Annotated in this window: 19 protein-coding genes and 3 pseudogenes; 14 read left to right on the forward strand and 8 right to left on the reverse strand. The window is 43.5% G+C overall.

Translation table 11 applies throughout. The features are described from left to right. The first annotated feature begins 126 nt into the window (after positions 1–126). The 4 genes and pseudogenes from CUR83_RS06805 to CUR83_RS06820 all read left to right on the forward strand — a co-directional run bounded on the left by CUR83_RS06805 (position 127) and on the right by CUR83_RS06820 (position 4,169). Positions 127–951, forward strand: a complete 825-nt coding sequence (locus CUR83_RS06805) for a DODA-type extradiol aromatic ring-opening family dioxygenase (protein ID WP_071001523.1) — start codon at positions 127–129, stop codon at positions 949–951. 323 nt (positions 952–1,274) lie between these two features. Then, positions 1,275–2,402, forward strand: a complete 1,128-nt coding sequence (locus CUR83_RS06810) for a M14 family metallopeptidase (RefSeq protein ID WP_071001524.1) — start codon at positions 1,275–1,277, stop codon at positions 2,400–2,402. A gap of 286 nt (positions 2,403–2,688) precedes the next feature. Further along, entirely contained in the window at positions 2,689–3,543 is an 855-nt protein-coding gene (locus tag CUR83_RS06815) for an SDR family NAD(P)-dependent oxidoreductase (RefSeq protein WP_186474529.1), read from the forward strand. A 45-nt stretch (positions 3,544–3,588) separates the two neighbouring features. Next, a pseudogene (locus CUR83_RS06820) lies at positions 3,589–4,169 on the forward strand (IS1595 family transposase). 478 nt (positions 4,170–4,647) lie between these two features. Here the strand turns inward: CUR83_RS06820 and CUR83_RS06825 are convergent. The 6 genes from CUR83_RS06825 to pqqA form a co-directional block, all read right to left on the reverse strand. Then, complete coding sequence (locus CUR83_RS06825) at positions 4,648–5,697, reverse strand: dipeptidase (protein ID WP_186474528.1); 1,050 nt, start codon at positions 5,695–5,697, stop codon at positions 4,648–4,650. A gap of 2 nt (positions 5,698–5,699) precedes the next feature. Continuing rightward, positions 5,700–6,857, reverse strand: coding sequence for a pyrroloquinoline quinone biosynthesis protein PqqE (gene pqqE, locus CUR83_RS06830; protein ID WP_284719347.1), 1,158 nt, complete (start codon positions 6,855–6,857; stop codon positions 5,700–5,702). After that, positions 6,854–7,150: a pyrroloquinoline quinone biosynthesis peptide chaperone PqqD gene (gene pqqD, locus CUR83_RS06835; RefSeq protein ID WP_058025981.1), complete on the reverse strand. Its 297-nt coding sequence runs from the start codon at positions 7,148–7,150 to the stop codon at positions 6,854–6,856. Before pqqD ends, pqqE begins: the two co-directional genes overlap by 4 nt. Beyond that, a complete protein-coding gene (gene pqqC, locus CUR83_RS06840; protein WP_284719348.1) occupies positions 7,147–7,908 on the reverse strand; it encodes a pyrroloquinoline-quinone synthase PqqC in 762 nt (253 codons plus the stop codon). The genes pqqD and pqqC overlap by 4 nt, the downstream gene beginning before the upstream one ends. A 21-nt stretch (positions 7,909–7,929) precedes the next feature. After that, positions 7,930–8,841, reverse strand: a complete 912-nt coding sequence (gene pqqB, locus CUR83_RS06845; protein WP_284719349.1) for a pyrroloquinoline quinone biosynthesis protein PqqB — start codon at positions 8,839–8,841, stop codon at positions 7,930–7,932. A 79-nt stretch (positions 8,842–8,920) separates the two neighbouring features. Beyond that, on the reverse strand, positions 8,921–8,995 hold the full coding sequence (gene pqqA, locus CUR83_RS06850) for a pyrroloquinoline quinone precursor peptide PqqA (protein WP_075107140.1): 75 nt from the start codon (positions 8,993–8,995) through the stop codon (positions 8,921–8,923). 246 nt (positions 8,996–9,241) lie between these two features. Here pqqA and CUR83_RS06855 point away from each other — a divergent pair. Continuing rightward, positions 9,242–9,385, forward strand: a pseudogene (locus CUR83_RS06855) (IS3-like element ISPar2 family transposase); the annotation flags it as partial. Between the two features lie 309 nt (positions 9,386–9,694). Here the strand turns inward: CUR83_RS06855 and CUR83_RS06860 are convergent. Continuing rightward, entirely contained in the window at positions 9,695–11,164 is a 1,470-nt protein-coding gene (locus CUR83_RS06860) for an ATP-binding protein (protein WP_284719350.1), read from the reverse strand. A gap of 1 nt (position 11,165) precedes the next feature. After that, positions 11,166–11,888: a heavy metal response regulator transcription factor gene (locus CUR83_RS06865; protein ID WP_075107096.1), complete on the reverse strand. Its 723-nt coding sequence runs from the start codon at positions 11,886–11,888 to the stop codon at positions 11,166–11,168. A 383-nt stretch (positions 11,889–12,271) separates the two neighbouring features. Between CUR83_RS06865 and CUR83_RS06870 the strand changes: the two genes are divergently transcribed. From CUR83_RS06870 to CUR83_RS06910, 9 genes and pseudogenes are all read left to right on the forward strand, one after another. Then, the gene (locus tag CUR83_RS06870) at positions 12,272–12,556 is read left to right on the forward strand and encodes a hypothetical protein (protein WP_284719351.1); all 285 of its coding nucleotides are present in this window, start codon (positions 12,272–12,274) and stop codon (positions 12,554–12,556) included. 173 nt (positions 12,557–12,729) lie between these two features. Beyond that, entirely contained in the window at positions 12,730–13,008 is a 279-nt protein-coding gene (locus CUR83_RS06875; RefSeq protein ID WP_071001531.1) for a hypothetical protein, read from the forward strand. 86 nt (positions 13,009–13,094) lie between these two features. Next, a complete protein-coding gene (locus CUR83_RS06880) occupies positions 13,095–13,688 on the forward strand; it encodes a c-type cytochrome (protein ID WP_071001532.1) in 594 nt (197 codons plus the stop codon). A gap of 135 nt (positions 13,689–13,823) precedes the next feature. Next, positions 13,824–14,465, forward strand: a complete 642-nt coding sequence (locus tag CUR83_RS06885; protein ID WP_284719352.1) for a DUF411 domain-containing protein — start codon at positions 13,824–13,826, stop codon at positions 14,463–14,465. Between the two features lie 255 nt (positions 14,466–14,720). Then, complete coding sequence (locus CUR83_RS13435) at positions 14,721–15,128, forward strand: multicopper oxidase domain-containing protein (protein WP_284719353.1); 408 nt, start codon at positions 14,721–14,723, stop codon at positions 15,126–15,128. Beyond that, positions 15,085–15,180: pseudogene (locus CUR83_RS13440) on the forward strand (hypothetical protein); the annotation flags it as partial. The gene CUR83_RS13435 and the pseudogene CUR83_RS13440, both read left to right, overlap by 44 nt. Before the next feature lie 15 nt (positions 15,181–15,195). Further along, positions 15,196–16,398, forward strand: coding sequence for a multicopper oxidase domain-containing protein (locus tag CUR83_RS06900; protein WP_284719828.1), 1,203 nt, complete (start codon positions 15,196–15,198; stop codon positions 16,396–16,398). Positions 16,399–16,423: 25 nt separating this feature from the next. Beyond that, positions 16,424–17,506, forward strand: coding sequence for a copper resistance protein B (locus tag CUR83_RS06905; protein ID WP_223332678.1), 1,083 nt, complete (start codon positions 16,424–16,426; stop codon positions 17,504–17,506). 27 nt (positions 17,507–17,533) lie between these two features. After that, entirely contained in the window at positions 17,534–18,019 is a 486-nt protein-coding gene (locus CUR83_RS06910; RefSeq protein WP_058025818.1) for a DUF305 domain-containing protein, read from the forward strand. The last annotated feature ends 34 nt before the right edge of the window (positions 18,020–18,053 follow it).

Here is an 18,053-nt window from a genome sequence, read left to right on the forward strand (position 1 = left end):
TAATAGTTACCTTTAATGGCTATCAGTAACACTAAAAAAGTGTCACCTTCAAGATCGTCATGACTCACGTTAACCGCTTTATATCAACCAATAAAACCATCTTATAAAAGTGACAAGGAGAAAGTGATGAGCATATACACATCTAACGAGGCAGTAAGCCTGCCTGTATTCTTTATACCGCATGGCGCAGGACCTTGTTTTTTTATGGATTGGCAACCTGCGGATACATGGGACGGTATGGCAAGTTTTTTAGCGAGCATTACCACTCGATTACCTGAGCGACCAAAAGCTATCTTGATCATTAGCGGCCATTGGCAGACGCCTGAATTTCGTATCACCTCTGGCGCAAAACCTGATCTGATTTACGATTATTATGGCTTTCCTGAGCATACTTATGATTTGGCTTACCCGGCATCAGGTGCGCCCGCGTTGTCTGAGCGAGTCAGTAATCTGCTGACAGCGGCAGGCATTCCAAATGAGCAAGATGCGGCGCGTGGATTTGATCACGGCGTCTTTATACCGTTAAAGGTAATGTTCCCTGAGGCAGATATTCCCGTGGTACAGATGTCACTACGTAATGATCTCGACCCAGAAGCGCATCTGGCAGCAGGTCAAGCCCTGCAATCATTACGCCAAGAAGGGGTGTTGATCATCGGTAGCGGTATGAGTTTTCATAATATGCGCGGCTATGGTGATGCAAACTTCACCGCACCGTCTGAAGTTTTTGACGACTGGCTGACCGATACTGTCGCAGCGGATTGGGAGACGCGATGGTCAGCACTGGCTAACTGGTCAAAAGCCCCTTATGCAACAGCCTCACATCCATTAGGCGCAGAGGAGCATTTGCTACCGCTGATGGTGGCAGCAGGTGCAGCAGGCAATGATAAAGGGGATAAAATTTACTCTGAGCAAGTGCTAAAAACGCAGCTATCTGCTTTTCAGTTTGGATAAAGTCCAAGTAGAGAGCGCCATTCAGCTGATCACTTGAAAAAGAGGGCGTGATGACCAATAAAATAATACGCTACTGTATAGTGAAACCATTATAAAAATGGTATAGCAAGATTAAACGCTATTTTTCGCAGCCTCTGGAGACGCAGTCACAGCAAGCAAGAAAAGTAGCGTTTAATCGAGCGCGTTTCCTATGCTGTATCAATTTTATTGAGGTTCTACTGTATTAGATTGGCCCATATCTAGCATAAAACAGACTATCATATGTCTTTATGCCTCAATTGAGCTTATCAAATCCACTCATCACAACCCATCAAGGAGCGATCATGCGTATCACTGCCAATTTTGACGCAGGTAATATTGACGTACTTAATATAGAAGATAAAAATAATATTCAGCTCGCCATTCGTCCAGACGTTGGCGAAGAATTTTTTCAATGGTTTAACTTCCGTCTCTCTGGCGAGGTTGGAGGGAAGTACGTTCTCAATATTATGAATGCAGGTGAGGCTTCCTATCTCGAAGGGTGGGAGAATTATCAAGCAGTCGCTTCCTACGATCGTCAGCATTGGTTTCGTTTGCCTACTTCTTACCAAGATGGCAAATTAACCATCGTGGCAGAGCTGGCGTGCGAGACCATTCAAATTGCTTATTTTGCCCCTTATAGCTATGAGCGTCATCAAGATTTATTAGCCGCTGTACAGACACATCCGCTAGTGACGCTAGAGCATTTGGGTGACACGCTGGATAAGCGTGATTTGACTTTGGTCAAAATTGGTGATGGCGATACTAATAAACGCAATATTTGGATCACTGCGCGTCAGCATCCGGGTGAAACGATGGCGGAATGGCTGGTCGAAGGTTTACTCTATAGCTTGTTAGACAGCGACAATGCCAATAGCAGGCTATTATTAGATAAAGCCAATTTCTATATTGTGCCCAATATGAATCCTGATGGCAGTGTACGCGGTCATCTACGTACGAACGCCGCAGGTACGAACCTAAACCGTGAGTGGGCAAGTCCAAGCTTGGACAAAAGCCCTGAAGTGTTTTATGTGATTAAGAAGATGGAAGAGACGGGCGTTGATCTGTTTTATGATGTGCATGGCGATGAAGCATTGCCGTATGCATTCCTTGCGGGCTCTCAAGGCACGCCGAGTTATAATGAGCGCCTCGCACATCTACGTGATCGGTTTTCAGACGCATTGAAATTAGCCAATGCCGATTTTCAGACCGAGGTCGGCTATGAGATTGATGCGCCAGGTGAGGCGAACATGACGCTTGCAACCCATTGGGTCGCTGAGCGTTTTGATTGTCTTGCCAATACGTTAGAGATGCCATTTAAAGACAACGATAATCTACCTGATACAGAGATGGGCTGGTCACCAGAGCGTTCTATTCAGTTAGGGGAAGCATCGCTTATCGCCATGCTAGCCGTCGTTGACGATTTACGTTAATTGACGCTAACTGAAGATTTAGATAGACAGTCGTTGTTCAAACGCTAGTAAGTACTCACTTACTAGCGTTTTTTATTTATCAGATATTTATGTGTATAGTTATGATTTTCCTATAGTAAACAATTATATAAAGCGTTCGCCACTTTTAAAATAATACTGAAAAATGATCAATAGTGGCTGTATGAAGTACAACACTTTCATAACAATGGATACCATGACGGCGGATAAAATGTAGCGTGTACCTAATAATATAACCATAAGTTAAATAATCAGGATGGTTGCAATCATGAGTAAAACTAAAACAATTTTAATTACCGGTAGCACAGATGGCATTGGTAAGTTGGCTGCTTTAAAGCTAGCAGAGGCTGGGCATCAAGTGTACCTGCATGGCCGCGATGCTGACAAACTTGCCAGCGTCATTGCAGAAGTTCAAGCAGGGGCAACAGGCGATGCGGTAGATCATATTGATGGATTTGTCGCTGATTTCTCTGACTTAACAGATGTACTCAAGATGGCCACAGACGTCAATGAAAAGCTACCAAAGCTGGATGTATTGATAAACAACGCAGGGATTTATACCACGGCATCAGCGATAACTAAAGATGGTCTGGACGTACGCTTTGTGGTCAATTACCTAGCGCCTTATGAGCTGACCAATGCTTTATTACCGTTACTCAAGCAATCTAATAAAGCGCGTATCGTAAATCTGAGCTCGGCTGCTCAAGCTCCAATATCATATAAGGCATTTGTAGGACAAGAGCGTCTCGATGACAAAGCTGCCTATGCGCAAAGTAAGCTGGCGCTCACGATGTGGAGTATGGATTTGGCAGATAGAGTCGCTAGCGATGGTATCAATGTGATCGCTGTTAACCCAGGCTCACTGCTGAACACCAAGATGGTTGATGAAGCCTACGGTCATCACTGGTCATCAGCAGATAAAGGCGCAAATATCTTAACGGCATTGGCTGTCTCGGACGAGTTCGCGGACGACACGGGTAAATACTTTGACAACGATATCAAAGATGGTACACATGGCGATGCTAGGGGCGAATTTGGCCAACCGCATGCCGATGCGTTAGACAAAGAAGCCATTTCAGAGCTAGAAAGCCAAACACAGCAGGTGTTACAGTCGTTATATTAAAAATAGGGGCTGTCCTAGATAAGTAAAATTATTTAGGATAGTACTATGAGAAAGAGTAAACTAAGTTGGTATAAACAAAACAGACTCATCGAGCTATTTGTTGCCGGTTCTACCGCGAGAACAGCAGCAAGCCTAATTGGTGTTAATAAAACCACAGCCAGTTATTACTTTCATAGGCTACGAGTGCTTATTTACGAGAATAGTCAAGACCCTGGTCTATTTGAAGGCGAAATCGAAGTAGATGAATCATACTTTGGTGGCACTCGTAAAGGCAAGCGAGGGCGAGGTGCTGGTAGCAAAGTGCCCGTGTTTGGCCTATTAAAGCGTAAGTGAAGCCTGATAGCATTGTTTATACTGACTCATTTAAAAGCTATAACGCATTAGATGTCAGTGAGTTTACTCATTATCTCATCAACCACTCCAAAACCTTTGTTAATGACAAGAATCATATTAATGGTATAGAGAACTTCTGGAACCAAGCTAAACGGCATCTACGTAAGTTTAACGGGGTCCCAAAAGAGCATTTTCACCTCTATTTAAAGGAATGTGAGTGGCGTTTTAATCACAGTGACCCAAAGTCGCAATTACTACAATTAAAACAATGGATTAAACAGGGTTTGAACTAGTTATCTAGGACAGCCCCTTACATTTTATTTAGTACAGGCGAAGGTGAAGGGGGATATCTGTACAATATAGAAGATGACAGTGTATGGGATTTTCAGATGGGACAGCTACAGCAACTAGCGGACGGTACATTACCGCATTGGGATAGCTTCTATGAGTTTATGGAGTGGTACTTGACCGATGAAAATGAGGCTTAACGCTCGATGATTTTTATCATAGAGCCTAAGGTAATCAGTTAGGCTTTATATTTTTAATAGTAAATAGTATGAAAAAGCACCTTGGGAGTCAGGAAAAATTCATACCCGTTATAGTCAACCAATATTAAAAGTGGTACAAGGCAGACGAGTGCAAGTACTACAGTAGTAGGCTAAACGAGTCTAACGCTGTAACACTTTAATAGTGGTTCGACTATATCCAACTCTTAGAGCAATACGCATCGATATAGATATTTTATTTCGTGGTATCCAAAGATATAAACCATCACTCCCATATCTCATCCAACACCCTAAACCAATTCTTTGACGTGATCTTTTCAATAAGCGCATCAGAGAAGTGACGTTGTTGCATCCGCTCAATCAGCTTAGAGATTTGACTGATATCAGACAATTCATCAGGTAATAGACAACCATCGAAATCAGAGCCAAATCCAACGTGATCTTCGCCTAGATGGTCTATCAGATAAGCAAGATGATCGACAATCACATCAAGTGAGGTCTGCGTATCTCGCTGCCCATCCGCACGTAGAAATGCCACGTCGAAGTTCACCCCAACCAGACCACCATTTTGTTTAATGGCAGCCAGTTGTCGATCAGTCAGGTTTCTTGCTTGCGCGCATAAGGCGTGCGCATTGGAATGCGTTGCGACAATCGGCTGATCGGCAATCTCTAACGTATCCCAAAACGCGCGCTCGTTCATATGCGACACATCAATCAGCATATGCTTGTCACGACACGCCAAAATAAGTTCTTTACCTTCACGGGTTAGACCAGAGCCTGTGTCTGGCGAATGCGGAAAAGACGCATTTAAACCATCACCAAATAGGCTTTTTCTATTCCACAGTGGGCCAATACTTCTGAGTCCTGATTCATAAAACACATCCAGCAAGTCAGGCTCAATAGCCAAAAACTCAGCGCCTTCAAGATGCAAAACGATGGCCAGTTGCTGATTCTGCTGACAGGCTTGAATTTGTGCCATAGACGTACAGATCTGAATCTGACCGTTTGATCGCGCCTGCAATTGCTGGGCAAGTTCTAGTTGCGCGCAGCAAATATCAATGATTTCTTGCGAAGTGAAGTCTGAGTTTGATGGGTTGGATAACTTATCAGGATGGTTGTTTTTCACATAAGCGTAGGGCGGTAAGAAAATAGAAAACAAGCCGCCCATCCATCTTGCTCGTCGGCAACGCTTTAAATCTAAATGTCCCGGTAGTGTGCCATAAATAAAATCATGCACCGGATCGTCAGCAGAGCTTAGCCATAGACGGGTTAACAGATCATTATGACCATCAAAAATTATAGGCTGGTTATTCATCATTAATCCGTGACCATACGCGTGGGAATCAGTTGCTCTTGACTCATACTTAATCGTTTAGAATTTTTAGGGTTCCTAAAGCGCAGATCTTCAAACGGAGTTGGCGTCTCGCTATTAATACGTGCTTCCTCGATCAGGTAGTGATAAGGCGATTTGCCGCACACAGGATCGGCGTTTTTGGCATCGCCCGTCAGCATAAACGCTTGGCAACGGCAGCCGCCATAATCGCGCTCTTTATCAGGGCAGCTTTGGCACATGTCAGGCATCCAGTCATCACCGCGAAAGTGATTGAAACTGTCTGAGTCATACCAGATGTCTTTTAATGGCGTCTGCCTGACATTGGGAAAGGATATGGGCAGTTGTCTGGCAGCATGACAGGGAAGCGCGGCGCCATCAGGTGCCACGGTCAAGAAAATCTTACCCCAGCCATCCATACAAGGTTTTGGCCGTTCTTCGTAGTAATCAGGCACCACAAAAATGAGTTTGCATTTGATACCACGTGCTTCGATTTTTTGGCGATATTCGTTAGTAATGCGTTCGGCTCTGACCACTTGTTCTTTGGTCGGTAGTAGGCCTTCGATGTTTTCAAACGCCCAACCATAAAACTGACAAATAGCCAGCTCAACTGTATCCGCTTCCAGCTCTAAACACAGATCAATAATCTGGTCAATCTGATCGATATTTTGCCGATGGATCACAAAGTTAAGTACCATCGGATAGTCGTACTGCTTGACCAGACGTGACATCTCATATTTTTGTTCAAAGGCATGCTTTGAACCTGCCAAGAGATTATTTACTACAGGGTCACTGGCTTGAAAGCTGATTTGAATATGCTGCAGTCCTGCGTCTTTTAAACTGGCAATGCGCGCTTCAGTCAGTCCCATACCTGAGGTGATGAGATTGGTATAAAAGCCTTTTTGATGCGCATAAGCGACCAGTTCTTCTAGGTCTTGACGCACCAGTGGTTCACCACCAGAAAAGCCCAGCTGCACCGCGCCCATGTGCCGCGCCTGATCAAACACATCAAACCACTCCTGTGTCGTCAGCTCGTCTTTATACTGAGCATAGTCAATGGGGTTGGAGCAATACGGGCATTGTAAGGGGCAGCGATAGGTCAACTCAGCGAGTAACCATAGCGGCAGTCCGACGGGTGCAGTCATACTAAATCAATCCAATGTTCACGCTGGGCGACCAGCATATATTCGATAATGTCTTGCTCGATTTCAGGCACGTCGCCAAACATGGCTTGCACCTTTTGGATAATATCAGCAACCGATGCGGTGCCATCGATATGTTGTCCAATGATGCTGGCGCTGTCATTGAGTTTTATCATCCCTTCAGGGTAGAGCAGGACATAAGCGTCTTGCGCTGGCTCAAACTGAAAGCGATAGCCATGACGCCATGTGGGAACCAGAGATTGATCCAGCTCAGGTAAACTCGCGGGTATACTCATTTGAACAATCCTTTATGCCAGACATTATCATTGGTGACGCTTTGGTACGGCGCTTGGTCATGCACATAGGCGAGGCTCAAGGCATCCAAGATCGTCCACAAAATATCGAGTTTAAATTGTAATATCTCAAGCATGCGTTCTTGCTGCTCTGCCGTTTTGAATGAGTCAAGCGTGATGGTCAGACCATGCTCAACATCGCGGCGCGCTTGGCTGAGGCGCGAGCGAAAATAGGTATAGCCTTCTTCTTTGATCCAAGGGTAATGCTTGGGCCAAGACTCTAAGCGTGATTGGTGAATCTGCGGGGCAAACAGTTCGGTCAATGAGCTACTCGCCGCCTCACGCCATGAGGTACGGCGAGCAAAATTGACATACGCATCAACAGCAAAACGCACACCCGGTAAGACTAGCTCTTCCGAAATCACCTGCTCACGCGTCAGGCCAACCGCTTCTGCCAGACCGAGCCATGCTTCGCGCCCGCCGCCATCAGGATAGACGCCATCTTGATCAATCATGCGCTGGATCCACTCTTGACGCACGCGCTGATCGGGACAATTGGCCATAATCGCCGCGTCTTTTAGCGGGATATTGATTTGGTAGTAAAACCGATTGGCAACCCACGCTTGGATTTGCTGCTGCGTGGCGCGCCCTTCATGCATCATGATATGAAAAGGATGGTGGATATGATAATACTGACCTTTGGCCATAATTGCTTGTTCAAACGCTTCTGGACTGAGTGCGGTTTCTTCTGTTGTTTTCATTTTATTGCCTTACTGTTTGTCTTATAGTTCTATCTGCATACCATCAAAGGCCACTTCAACACCGTGCTGTTTTAAGGTCGCTGCTTGTTCAGATTGCTCGTTCAATATCGGGTTGGTGTTATTAATATGAATAAGCACCTTACGCGCGTTATCGAGCTGATCGAGATAATGCAGCGAGCCATCCTCACCACTGATATGCAGATGCCCCATGTCTTGGCCTGTTTTGGTGCCGACGCCGCGCTCTTGCATCTCGTTGTCTGTCCATAGCGTACCGTCAATCATCACGCAATCAGACGCCTTCATAATTTGCATCACTTCATCGTCGATTTTGCCTAGCCCTGGGGCGTAAAACAGCTGCTTTTGTGTTTTTAAATCTTTGACAATCAGCGCGATATTATCGCCATCGTGAGGGTCGTTACGATGCGGTGAGTACGGCGGCGCTGAACTTCTAATGACCAAAGGCGTCAGTTCTAAATTGCTATAGCCGTCAATTTGAAAGCGCTGTTTTGGGTCGATTTGATTGTACTGTAGGCCGCCATTCCAGTGCTTTAGCATGTTGAACAGCGGAAAGCCTGTGCTGAGATCTTCATGCACCATGTCCGTACACCAAACAGAGATGGGGCAGCCTTCACGTAAGGTCAATAGCCCCGTGGTGTGGTCAAGCTGACTGTCCATCAATACCACATCGGTGATGCCTGTGTCTCTTAGGTGACGAGCTGGCTGAGCCGCCTTAAAGTCAAATAATTGCTGGCGAATATCGGGGGAGGCGTTGAATAAAATCCAGTCAACGCCATTTTCTGAGATGGCGATTGAGGATTGGGTACGGGTCTTTGCTTCGATGGTGCCTTGACGTACACCGTGGCAGTTTTCGCAGTTACAATTCCACTGCGGAAAACCGCCACCAGCCGCTGAGCCTAAAACGTGAATATACATAGCGCAATATTTCCAAATGTCAAAAAAAGTAAAAGCCCTAATCATCTAGGGCTTTTAAGGTATTCAGGTTTATAAGCTTTTAGCGTGCTTCAAAATACATGGTGATTTCGAAACCGATACGGATGTCTTGAAAAGCGGGTTTAGTCCACTGCATGGGATTGCTCCAAAAAATTATTATAGGACCATCGTTGAGATGAATGAAAGTAATTATCAATGGTATTATAAGCCGACCCTGAATGTCAATTTGTTAGATGTTAACTTTCAAACTCAACACACTCTAATATTTAGACTAAAAGCGATACGTCACTCTACCGACTACATTTAAAGGCTCGCCATACGTTAATCCAAAAAAATTTTCGCCAGCAAGATATTTTTGATTGAATAAATTGTTGACGTTAAGCTGTGCTTCTTATATCTAAGAAATGTACTCGGACTGCCTTATAACCATAAACGTGTTTATCGTATCTACCGTGAGCTTGAATTAAACTTAAGAATAAAGCCTAAACGCCGTATTAAACGAGACAAACCGCAAAAGCTTGCTGTGTCCACTTGCCTCATCGTAGGGTCTCAGGCGTGCAACCTATCTTTGGCGCTATGGCTTTGATGGCTGACCAAGTGGATGGGTAGTCGTCTTTAGTTTCAATTAGTATACAGACGGCGCGCTCTTTCATTTCAGGGGTATAGTTTCATGTTTTCATTGTCGTATTTTCTTGGAGCGTTGAGTCTCCGACAATCCCGGGGCGGTTCAATATTCAAGTCCTCACTAGGGTACTGTTATTACTATCTTAACATTCTATTAATTCATCCATCTTTAAAGTTCATAAAATCCAAGCTTCATAGAAGATAGTCAATACTAGGCCAGCAATAACTCTACAGTGACCTCAAAATAATACTCATCTTTGATAGCAATATTTACTTTGCCTTTATGGGCATGAGCGATAGCCCGAACAATAGACAATCCTAGCCCTGTCCCTGAATGTTGACTGCTTGTCTTATCATGACGATAGAATCGTTCAAACAGCTTTTCAGCTTCACTCTGCTCTAGTGGTTTGTCTAAGCGATTAGTTAGGACGATTTTTAACAATCGTTGTTTTGCGGCTAGAGCCTCTTCTTTTGAACCATCAAGGCCGATGCCTGAGGTAATGATGGTAGCTGATACTGTGATAGTACTGGCACTCGCAGCGTAATAGATGGCATTTGACAGCAGATTAGCAAATAATCGCTGAAGCAAACCTTCATCACCTACTACTGTCACAAATTCACCCGATTTTTCAAAAGTGATCTCACGATCCTCGGCCAGCATTTCATAGTAGTCAACGAGCTTAGTCATTAAGCGCTCAGTATTTACATTACCGATTTGCGACTCGCTTAAGCCTTTTTGAGTTTTTGCCAGCAGCAACATATTATTAATCATAGCCGATAGCTGCTCTAACGTATCATGTTGATGATGTAGCTGCTCAATGTATTCATTGCCATCTCTTGGCTTATTCAACATGACTTGCGTTTGCGTACTAAGCGTTGCTATTGGGGTACGGAGTTCATGGGCAATATTATCTGAAAACCGAGACAAAGATTCAAAGTTACTCTCAAGTTTGACCATCATCGAATTATAAGATTGTGCTAGTGATCGTAGCTCTAAAGGCATATCACTGACGGTTATTCTTTCATCCAGTCTTTCAGGGTTAATTCTTTTCATTTTTTGTACGATAGTGGCTAAAGGTGCAAACCCCCAGTACACACTGAATGCAGCTACTGACACCAGTAGTAAGGTGATCGCGAATAAAATCATACTAAGCTGACGATTAAAATGGATGAGATAGTGGTGATGGACATCGATGGGGAGGACAATAAGTGCCAACAACTCTTGGTGTTCGATGATGATGGCTCGGTAATTTCTATTTTTTATCTCAACCGTGAATTGTTGATCACGATAGACTTGCCACAATTGTGGCAAGCTGAAATCTGAAGGTAGGTCGTTGGCAAAGCTGGTTGGATCGCTAGATAATAGCGCACCGTTTTTATTTGCGATGACAGTCTTTAAGTCATAATCACGCTGAGAAGAATGTAGATGATTGGTGCTAGTTAATGACTGAGATTTTGAAGCTGCTGCTGACTTTGTCTGAGCATCAACATTATTGATGCTTCTGCGCAGGTTAAAAGCTGCATGCGTGAGAATCTCAGAGTCCATTTGTTCAAAGTGCCCACTAACAGAACGCTGCACCCATGCATAAATAATCACTTGAGAGATAATCACGAATACAGTGAGTAGAAAAACGGTGCGCCACAGTAGAGGCAAGCGTCGATTATCTAATCGATGTTTCATATTAAATAGTGCCAGTGTCGTCAGATTGATTGCTATCAAGCGCTGTATCGATAGCCTCTAGCCGGTAGCCCATCCCACGCACCGTATGAATCAGCTTTGCCTCATGGTCATCGTCTATCTTTATGCGCAGACGTCTTATCGCCACATCAATCACGTTCGTATCATTTTCAAAGTTCATATCCCATACTTGCGAGGCGATGACTGAGCGGGGTAGGACTTCACCTCGGCGCTCTAATAAAAACTGTAATAACGAGAACTCCTTTGCCGTGAGCTTAATAGGCTTCACTCCTCTATGCACCGTGCGCTTGGCAATGTCCATCTTGAGATCCGCTATTTGTATAATCGTACTTTGATAATCGGTTTGATTGGCACGTCGCAATAAGCTTTTTATTCTGACTACCAATTCTGCAAACGCAAACGGCTTGGTTAAATAATCATCGCCACCAATCTCAATCCCTTTTATCTTGTCACTCAAGTCATCTTTTGCTGTTAAAAATAGCACGGGAGTATGCTTACCTGCCGCTCGGTAATTACGCACCAGCTCAAAGCCACTAACATCCGGTAGCATGACATCCATCAGTATCACGCTAAATTCTTCAGTCATCAATGCGTGATAGCCATCTAGGCCTGTTAGATGATGATCCACAATAAACCCAGCTTCGGTTAAGCCCTTTTTTATATATTCGCCAAGTTTCAACTCATCTTCTACCAGCAGTACTTTCATTGTAATTCCTCAATACGGTCAAGATTGTCTAACGTTCTAACCAGCACAAGTGACAGCATTGATTGGTAGCTGACAAAGATGTCATGTGCTCGTAATCAAACTGTCAGTTTTATTTTGCTAATCTATATAAACGGTATATAGGTGCTCGTTTCCAATACCTAGCTACTATCCAATACTTAGCTATAGTCAAGTCAATTTAAAAATGACACAACGAGATTAAAGGCTATTTTTCGCAGCATCAAAAGACGAAGTCACAGCAAGCAAGGAAAATAGTATTTAATCGAGTGTGTTTGTGATGCTATATCAGTTTTATTTGGGCTTTACTATACGATGAATTATTTTTATCGGTAATCAATTTAAATAACTTACAGAAGAGGTTTTATATGAAGATTCACGGCTCATTTAAAAAAGTAGTACTGCTATCAGTCTCGGCGCTCATCGGGATTACTACTGCTAATGCGCATACGACTGATCTAAGCACTTCAATCATCAATAACTGCGACGCTTTGACTGAGTTTGCAAAAAACTTGGATCATAACGATGCTCAGCTCTCAAATTCACAAATGAAAAGCTATATCGATGCAAGAGTGGCTTGTGAGATTGAACACAAAGATCAACATCTACAGTCTGAAAAGTACTTCATCAACAAATATGGTAGCGATAAGTAATATCAGCTCTGATGTCATACTAAAGGATTACTGACAACATTAAAAACCATAAATAGTAAGATGACAGAATTGTAATGTTGTCGTCATGCCTCTGTCAGAATCGCTACAGTATGCTCTAAGGCAACTTAATATTCTGAAGTCCTACTGACTTCATAGCCAATCAAGGATGAGTTATGTCACTTTTTAAATCAATGCCACTGTCTCAATCAATCGTAGCAGCTGCTGTAGCCTTGGTCGTTTCAACCTCTGCACTGGCACACGATCCAAAAATGCATGCTGAAAAAGACCAAATGAATTGCGAAAAAATAGCAAAGCACATGCAAATGATGAAGGAAATGGATCATAGCAAAATGGATATGAACGATCCGGCTATGAAAGCTATGATGACCAATATGAGCAAAATGAAGCAGATGTACCAAAAACATTGTATCCCTAGCAAAAATGATTCTTAAAGATGTTTATAGCGTTTTGATGTTGTTGGACAAGGTGGTCGAGCAATAAGCGGATATGAATAAAAATGGATTTTTAGGACAGACCTATGAAGTTTTTACTAGGAATACTTTTTACCGTCTGTATCATCATGATAGGTATTTTTATTGTAATAACTAGCGGCGTGATAAATATCGGTGCTGATCAAGCCCATAGCCCCTTAGTCTATAACTTTTTAGAGACAGCACGTAGTCGTTCAATTGAACATGCCAGTAAAGATATTTTGGTGCCAGACTTACAAAAGGCAGAAATGATCAGTTCAGGTGGCGCAGATTACAAAGAGATGTGTGCTGGTTGTCACTTGTCGCCGGGAGTCGCGGGTACAGACCTGAGTAAAGGACTGTATCCACAACCACCAAATTTTACTGACGCAGATGTCGTTAAACGATACCAAAGTGAAGACGGTGCCAAAAAAGGTTTTTGGGCAATAAAACACGGCATTATGGCATCAGGTATGCCCGCATGGGGTGCTTCTCATGATGATGATAGGATGTGGGCAATGATGGCTTTTATCAGATCGCTACCGGATTTGAACAAAAACCAGTACACGATGTTAACGACTCGGCTAGATGATGAAACGCTAAATATGTCGTTTGATAGTGATATGGGCATGTCAGGTAATGAGTCTGATATGCAGCATTGAGTATTCGTGAGTATACAGTGCTGCATAGTGCTGTTTTTATGATTTAAGTTTTAAAATTTATCGGTATAACTTGGTCAATATTACGGCTTCAATGCTTATAGATTGATCGCTAGATAGGCGCTTAGGAGTGATTTTATGAGAGGCTATATCAATAGATATATAAATACAAATAGTCTTATATCAAGTCATATACTTACAAAAATGGCTGTTTTACCATTATCCTTAACGATAGCTGCTTGCAGTCAGCCTAATATTGCAGCTGAATCAAAGCCTGCAAATGAATCAGCCAGTGCTACGCAAAGTACATCAGAGGTGAAGCTAGAAAGCAAAACAGCACCCGCTAGCGTTCATTCAAACACTCAATCAGCGGTTTTGCACAATGTTTCAGCCACTGTTTATAAAGATGCCAATTGTGGTTGTTGCAAAGAGTGGGTTAGTCATGCTGAAGGTTATGGCTTAAATGCAACTGCTCAAAATGTTGAAGATGTATCGTTATTTAAAGACCGTTATAGCGTACCCCAGCAAATGCGCTCTTGCCATACTACAGTAACTACCGATGGCTACGTTTTTGAAGGTCATGTTCCTGCTAAGTATATGGCGCAGTTCATAAAGAATCCGCCACGTGATGCAATCGGTCTTGCCGTACCTAGTATGCCTGTTGGCAGCCCAGGTATGGAATATCAAGACAAATTTATGCCTTACAAAGTGATGCAACTAAATAAAGATGGGTCAACAGCTGTTTATGCAACTATTGACACACCGCAGCAGCAAATCTAGCTTGGTTATCGTTTAAATATAGTCGAACCACTATTAAAGTGTTACAGCGTTAGACTCGTTTAGCCTACTACTGTAGTACTTGCACTCGTCTGCCTTGTACCACTTTTAATATTGATTGACTATAGCTTATAAAGCTCTATTAATAAGCGGCCAAAGGCATAGACTTAGCTGATAAATATAGACTCAACTCTCACTTTATGGATATAAATCAGGTAAATTATTCTGAACAAAACTATGCTTAACCGCAGGCGTTTTTTGACAGGATCTTCTACCTTGTTAGGGGCATCCATGTTGTCCACCCTACCGTCTATTGCCAATAGTGCGCTCGGTAAAGGTCAACAAAACGTCGCCGTCAATAGTGACAAAGCCGACCATATCGTACCCATCTTAACCGGTAATGAGTTTGACCTTTATGTCAGCAAAAAGCCGATTACCGTCAATGGCAAGTCGAGTATAGCGACACTGATTAATGACTCGCTACCAGCGCCAACGCTAAAGATGCAAGAGGGCGAGACTGTCACCATCCGTGTCCATAATCAGATGAATGAGTCGACCTCTATTCACTGGCATGGTCTGCTCGTACCTTTTGAGATGGATGGCGTACCAGGCATCAGCTTCGATGGTATTCCCGCGAACAGTACCTTTACTTATAAATTCAAATAAATTCAAACTTAAACAATCAGGCACCTATTGGTATCACTCACACAGTGGCTTTCAAGAACAAACCGGTATGCGTGGTGCTATTGTCATTGAGCCAAAAGGCCGTGAGCGTCACCCAGTCGCAGAAGACCATGTGATCGTGCTGAGTGATTGGACGCACCGCGATCCGCACAATCTATTGAAGCTGCTCAAACAGCGCGCTGACTTTGATAACTACCACTTGCCAGATTTCAAAAAGCTACTATCTGATATTGCCGCAACAGATCTAGAAGCCGCTTATGACAAGCGCAAAATGTGGAATCAGATGCGCATGATGCCAACGGATTTTACCGATCTATCTGGTGAAAAGACCTTTACGTACCTGATGAATGGTAAGACGACAGCCGCCAATTGGACGCAGTTAGTGAAAGCAGGACAGCCTGTTAAACTGCGCTTTATCAATGCCTCAGCACAAACCATCTTTGATGTGCGCATACCTGGTCTCAAAATGACTGTAGTGGCAACCGATGGTATTGATGTCGCACCCGTTGCAATTGATGATTTCCGCATTGGGGTGGCTGAAACTTATGATGTCATCGTAACACCAACCAAAGAAGCGCATACCATATTCGCCCAAAATATTGACCGATCAGGCTATGTTGCCACTACACTTGCTACCAAAAAAGGCGCACGTGCTGCGATACCTGCTATGGATAGTATTGAGTGGTTAACTATGGCTGACATGATGGGTGCGATGGGAGATAAAGGCTACAAAGCAAAGCATGCTAAGACCGAATATGACTTTAAATCAGATATGCGCGTAGACAATCCACGTATGAACCTTGATGATCCGGGTATCAATCTGCGTAATATTGATAGAAAGGTATTAACTTATGATCAGCTTCGCTCTGTTGATGAGCAAGTGCTAGCAGAGCAGCGTAAGCCTACCAGAGAGATTGAAATACATCTAACTGGAAATATGGAGCGTTATATCTGGGCATTAGATGGGGTTATGTTTAAAGATGCAACGCCTGTAAATATTAAGCCTAATGAGCGTGTACGCATTACTTTAGTGAATGATACGATGATGAATCATCCTATGCATTTGCATGGAATGTGGAGTGATTTGCGCACGCCATCAGGAAATTTTCAGGTACGTAAGCATACGATTGTGGTTCAACCTGCGCAAAAGATTAGCTTTGATGTGACGGGTGAAGTTGGACGATGGGCTTGGCATTGCCATCTGCTATACCACATGGAAGCCGGCATGTTCAGAGAAGTTGCCGTTGTTTAATAAACCTTCGAATATGAGCCTTATTATGAGAATATATAAAGTAGGTCTACCGTTTATTGGCATGTCGTCTTTGATGTTATTAATGTCACCGTTAGCAAATGCTGCTGAGATGCCGAGCATGGATCACAGCGGTATGGACATGTCTGATATGGATCACAGCGGTATGGACATGTCTCATATGGATCACAGCGGTATGGACATGTCTGGTATGGATCACAGCAGTATGGACATGTCTGATATGGATCACAGCGGTATGGACATGTCCGATATGGATCACAGCGGTATGGATATGTCTGGTATGGATCACAGCGGTATGGATATGTCTGGTATGGATCACAGCGGTATGGACATGTCTGATATGGGTCATAGCAGTATGGATATGTCTAATATGCAGGGTGGTGAACCACCAGCCGATGCTCGTAGTCCAGACTATTCAAATGGGATTCCCTACGGGCAGTATGGTAAGCCAGTGATGATGGGCAGCATGCCGTTATGGGGAGTGTCAGTAGACGACTTGGGCTATCAGTTTGATGACGATCAAATCAACTTCGAAGCGACGGGTTGGTACGGTACGGATAGTAATCGTATAAGGCTACGTACCGAAGGTAGTGCTCAGACTAAAGATGATAAAGAAATCGATAGCTTGAGCTCGCTCGCTTATTGGAAACCACTGAGTATCTTTTGGAACGGTGAGGCCGGTGTCGCTTACGATACTGAAAACGACAAATCTGCAGTGATGGCAGGTATTGTCGGTACCGCGCCATATTTTATCGAAACGGACGCTAGGGCGTACTTATATACCGATGGTCAGATTCGTCTTGATTTGGGCGCAGAATACGAGTGGCGTTTGGATCAGCATTGGGTAGTTATACCGGAGGTGGGGTTGACTGCCTTTAGTAAAGATGACCATGATAATGACATTACCAAGGGCTTTAATGAGATGGAAACTGAGGTCAGGCTTACTTATGAGACATTCAGTCGCCAACTCGCGCCTTACATCGGTGTGAGTTATGAGACAGCGCTTGGCAAGGCTCGTGGTCAACGACGTCAACATAATGGATCGGTTGATAGCAGTAGTTTGACAACGGGGCTTAAGTTCTGGTTTTAATATTATTAAAATAATAGGAGATATACTATGAATGCTTCAGATCAAAACAACATGAATCATCAACAGGGCATGAACCCTTATGTGAAGTTCACTCTGATGATTGTGACGTCTACGATTGTGATGTATATCATGATGTACTTCAATACCTACCAGTGGGATCACATTTACTTTAGTGAAACCAGGGCTTATATGGCGCTCTACATGGGTGCCGGTATGGCAGTCGTCATGTTGGCATTTATGACTAATATGTATAAGAAGACCAAGATTAACTTGATGATTTACGGTCTGAGCGTATTGATGTTTGCTGTCGGCATTTGGGGCGTGAGATCGCAAGCAACGGTTAATCAAGTCGATTGGATGCAGGCCATGATACCGCATCACTCGATTGCTATTCTCACCAGTAGTCGTGCTGATATTGAAGATCCGCGTGTGCAGCAGCTTGCTGACGATATTATAAAAGCACAAAAGCGTGAAATTGATGAAATGAAGCAGTTGATTGATGAGCTGGAATAAAGGGTATTGATATCGCTGTTTGAACCTTTACACA

Source organism: Psychrobacter pocilloporae (assembly GCF_029872915.1).
GTDB lineage: Bacteria > Pseudomonadota > Gammaproteobacteria > Pseudomonadales > Moraxellaceae > Psychrobacter > Psychrobacter pacificensis.

Bases quoted from the DNA above. Each gene is read 5' to 3' on its own strand.
- pqqB (WP_284719349.1), bottom strand. From the start codon at position 8,841: ATGTATATTCACGTTTTAGGCTCAGCGGCTGGTGGCGGTTTTCCGCAG.
- CUR83_RS06860 (WP_284719350.1), bottom strand. From the start codon at position 11,164: ATGAAACATCGATTAGATAATCGACGCTTGCCTCTACTGTGGCGCACC.
- CUR83_RS06885 (WP_284719352.1), top strand. From the start codon at position 13,824: ATGAGAGGCTATATCAATAGATATATAAATACAAATAGTCTTATATCA.
- CUR83_RS06875 (WP_071001531.1), top strand. From the start codon at position 12,730: ATGTCACTTTTTAAATCAATGCCACTGTCTCAATCAATCGTAGCAGCT.
- pqqD (WP_058025981.1), bottom strand. From the start codon at position 7,150: ATGAGTATACCCGCGAGTTTACCTGAGCTGGATCAATCTCTGGTTCCC.
- CUR83_RS06905 (WP_223332678.1), top strand. From the start codon at position 16,424: ATGAGAATATATAAAGTAGGTCTACCGTTTATTGGCATGTCGTCTTTG.
- CUR83_RS06870 (WP_284719351.1), top strand. From the start codon at position 12,272: ATGAAGATTCACGGCTCATTTAAAAAAGTAGTACTGCTATCAGTCTCG.
- CUR83_RS06810 (WP_071001524.1), top strand. From the start codon at position 1,275: ATGCGTATCACTGCCAATTTTGACGCAGGTAATATTGACGTACTTAAT.
- CUR83_RS06910 (WP_058025818.1), top strand. From the start codon at position 17,534: ATGAATGCTTCAGATCAAAACAACATGAATCATCAACAGGGCATGAAC.
- CUR83_RS06805 (WP_071001523.1), top strand. From the start codon at position 127: ATGAGCATATACACATCTAACGAGGCAGTAAGCCTGCCTGTATTCTTT.
- CUR83_RS06900 (WP_284719828.1), top strand. From the start codon at position 15,196: ATGCGTGGTGCTATTGTCATTGAGCCAAAAGGCCGTGAGCGTCACCCA.
- CUR83_RS06880 (WP_071001532.1), top strand. From the start codon at position 13,095: ATGAAGTTTTTACTAGGAATACTTTTTACCGTCTGTATCATCATGATA.
- pqqC (WP_284719348.1), bottom strand. From the start codon at position 7,908: ATGAAAACAACAGAAGAAACCGCACTCAGTCCAGAAGCGTTTGAACAA.
- CUR83_RS06865 (WP_075107096.1), bottom strand. From the start codon at position 11,888: ATGAAAGTACTGCTGGTAGAAGATGAGTTGAAACTTGGCGAATATATA.
- CUR83_RS06815 (WP_186474529.1), top strand. From the start codon at position 2,689: ATGAGTAAAACTAAAACAATTTTAATTACCGGTAGCACAGATGGCATT.
- CUR83_RS06825 (WP_186474528.1), bottom strand. From the start codon at position 5,697: ATGAATAACCAGCCTATAATTTTTGATGGTCATAATGATCTGTTAACC.
- pqqE (WP_284719347.1), bottom strand. From the start codon at position 6,857: ATGACTGCACCCGTCGGACTGCCGCTATGGTTACTCGCTGAGTTGACC.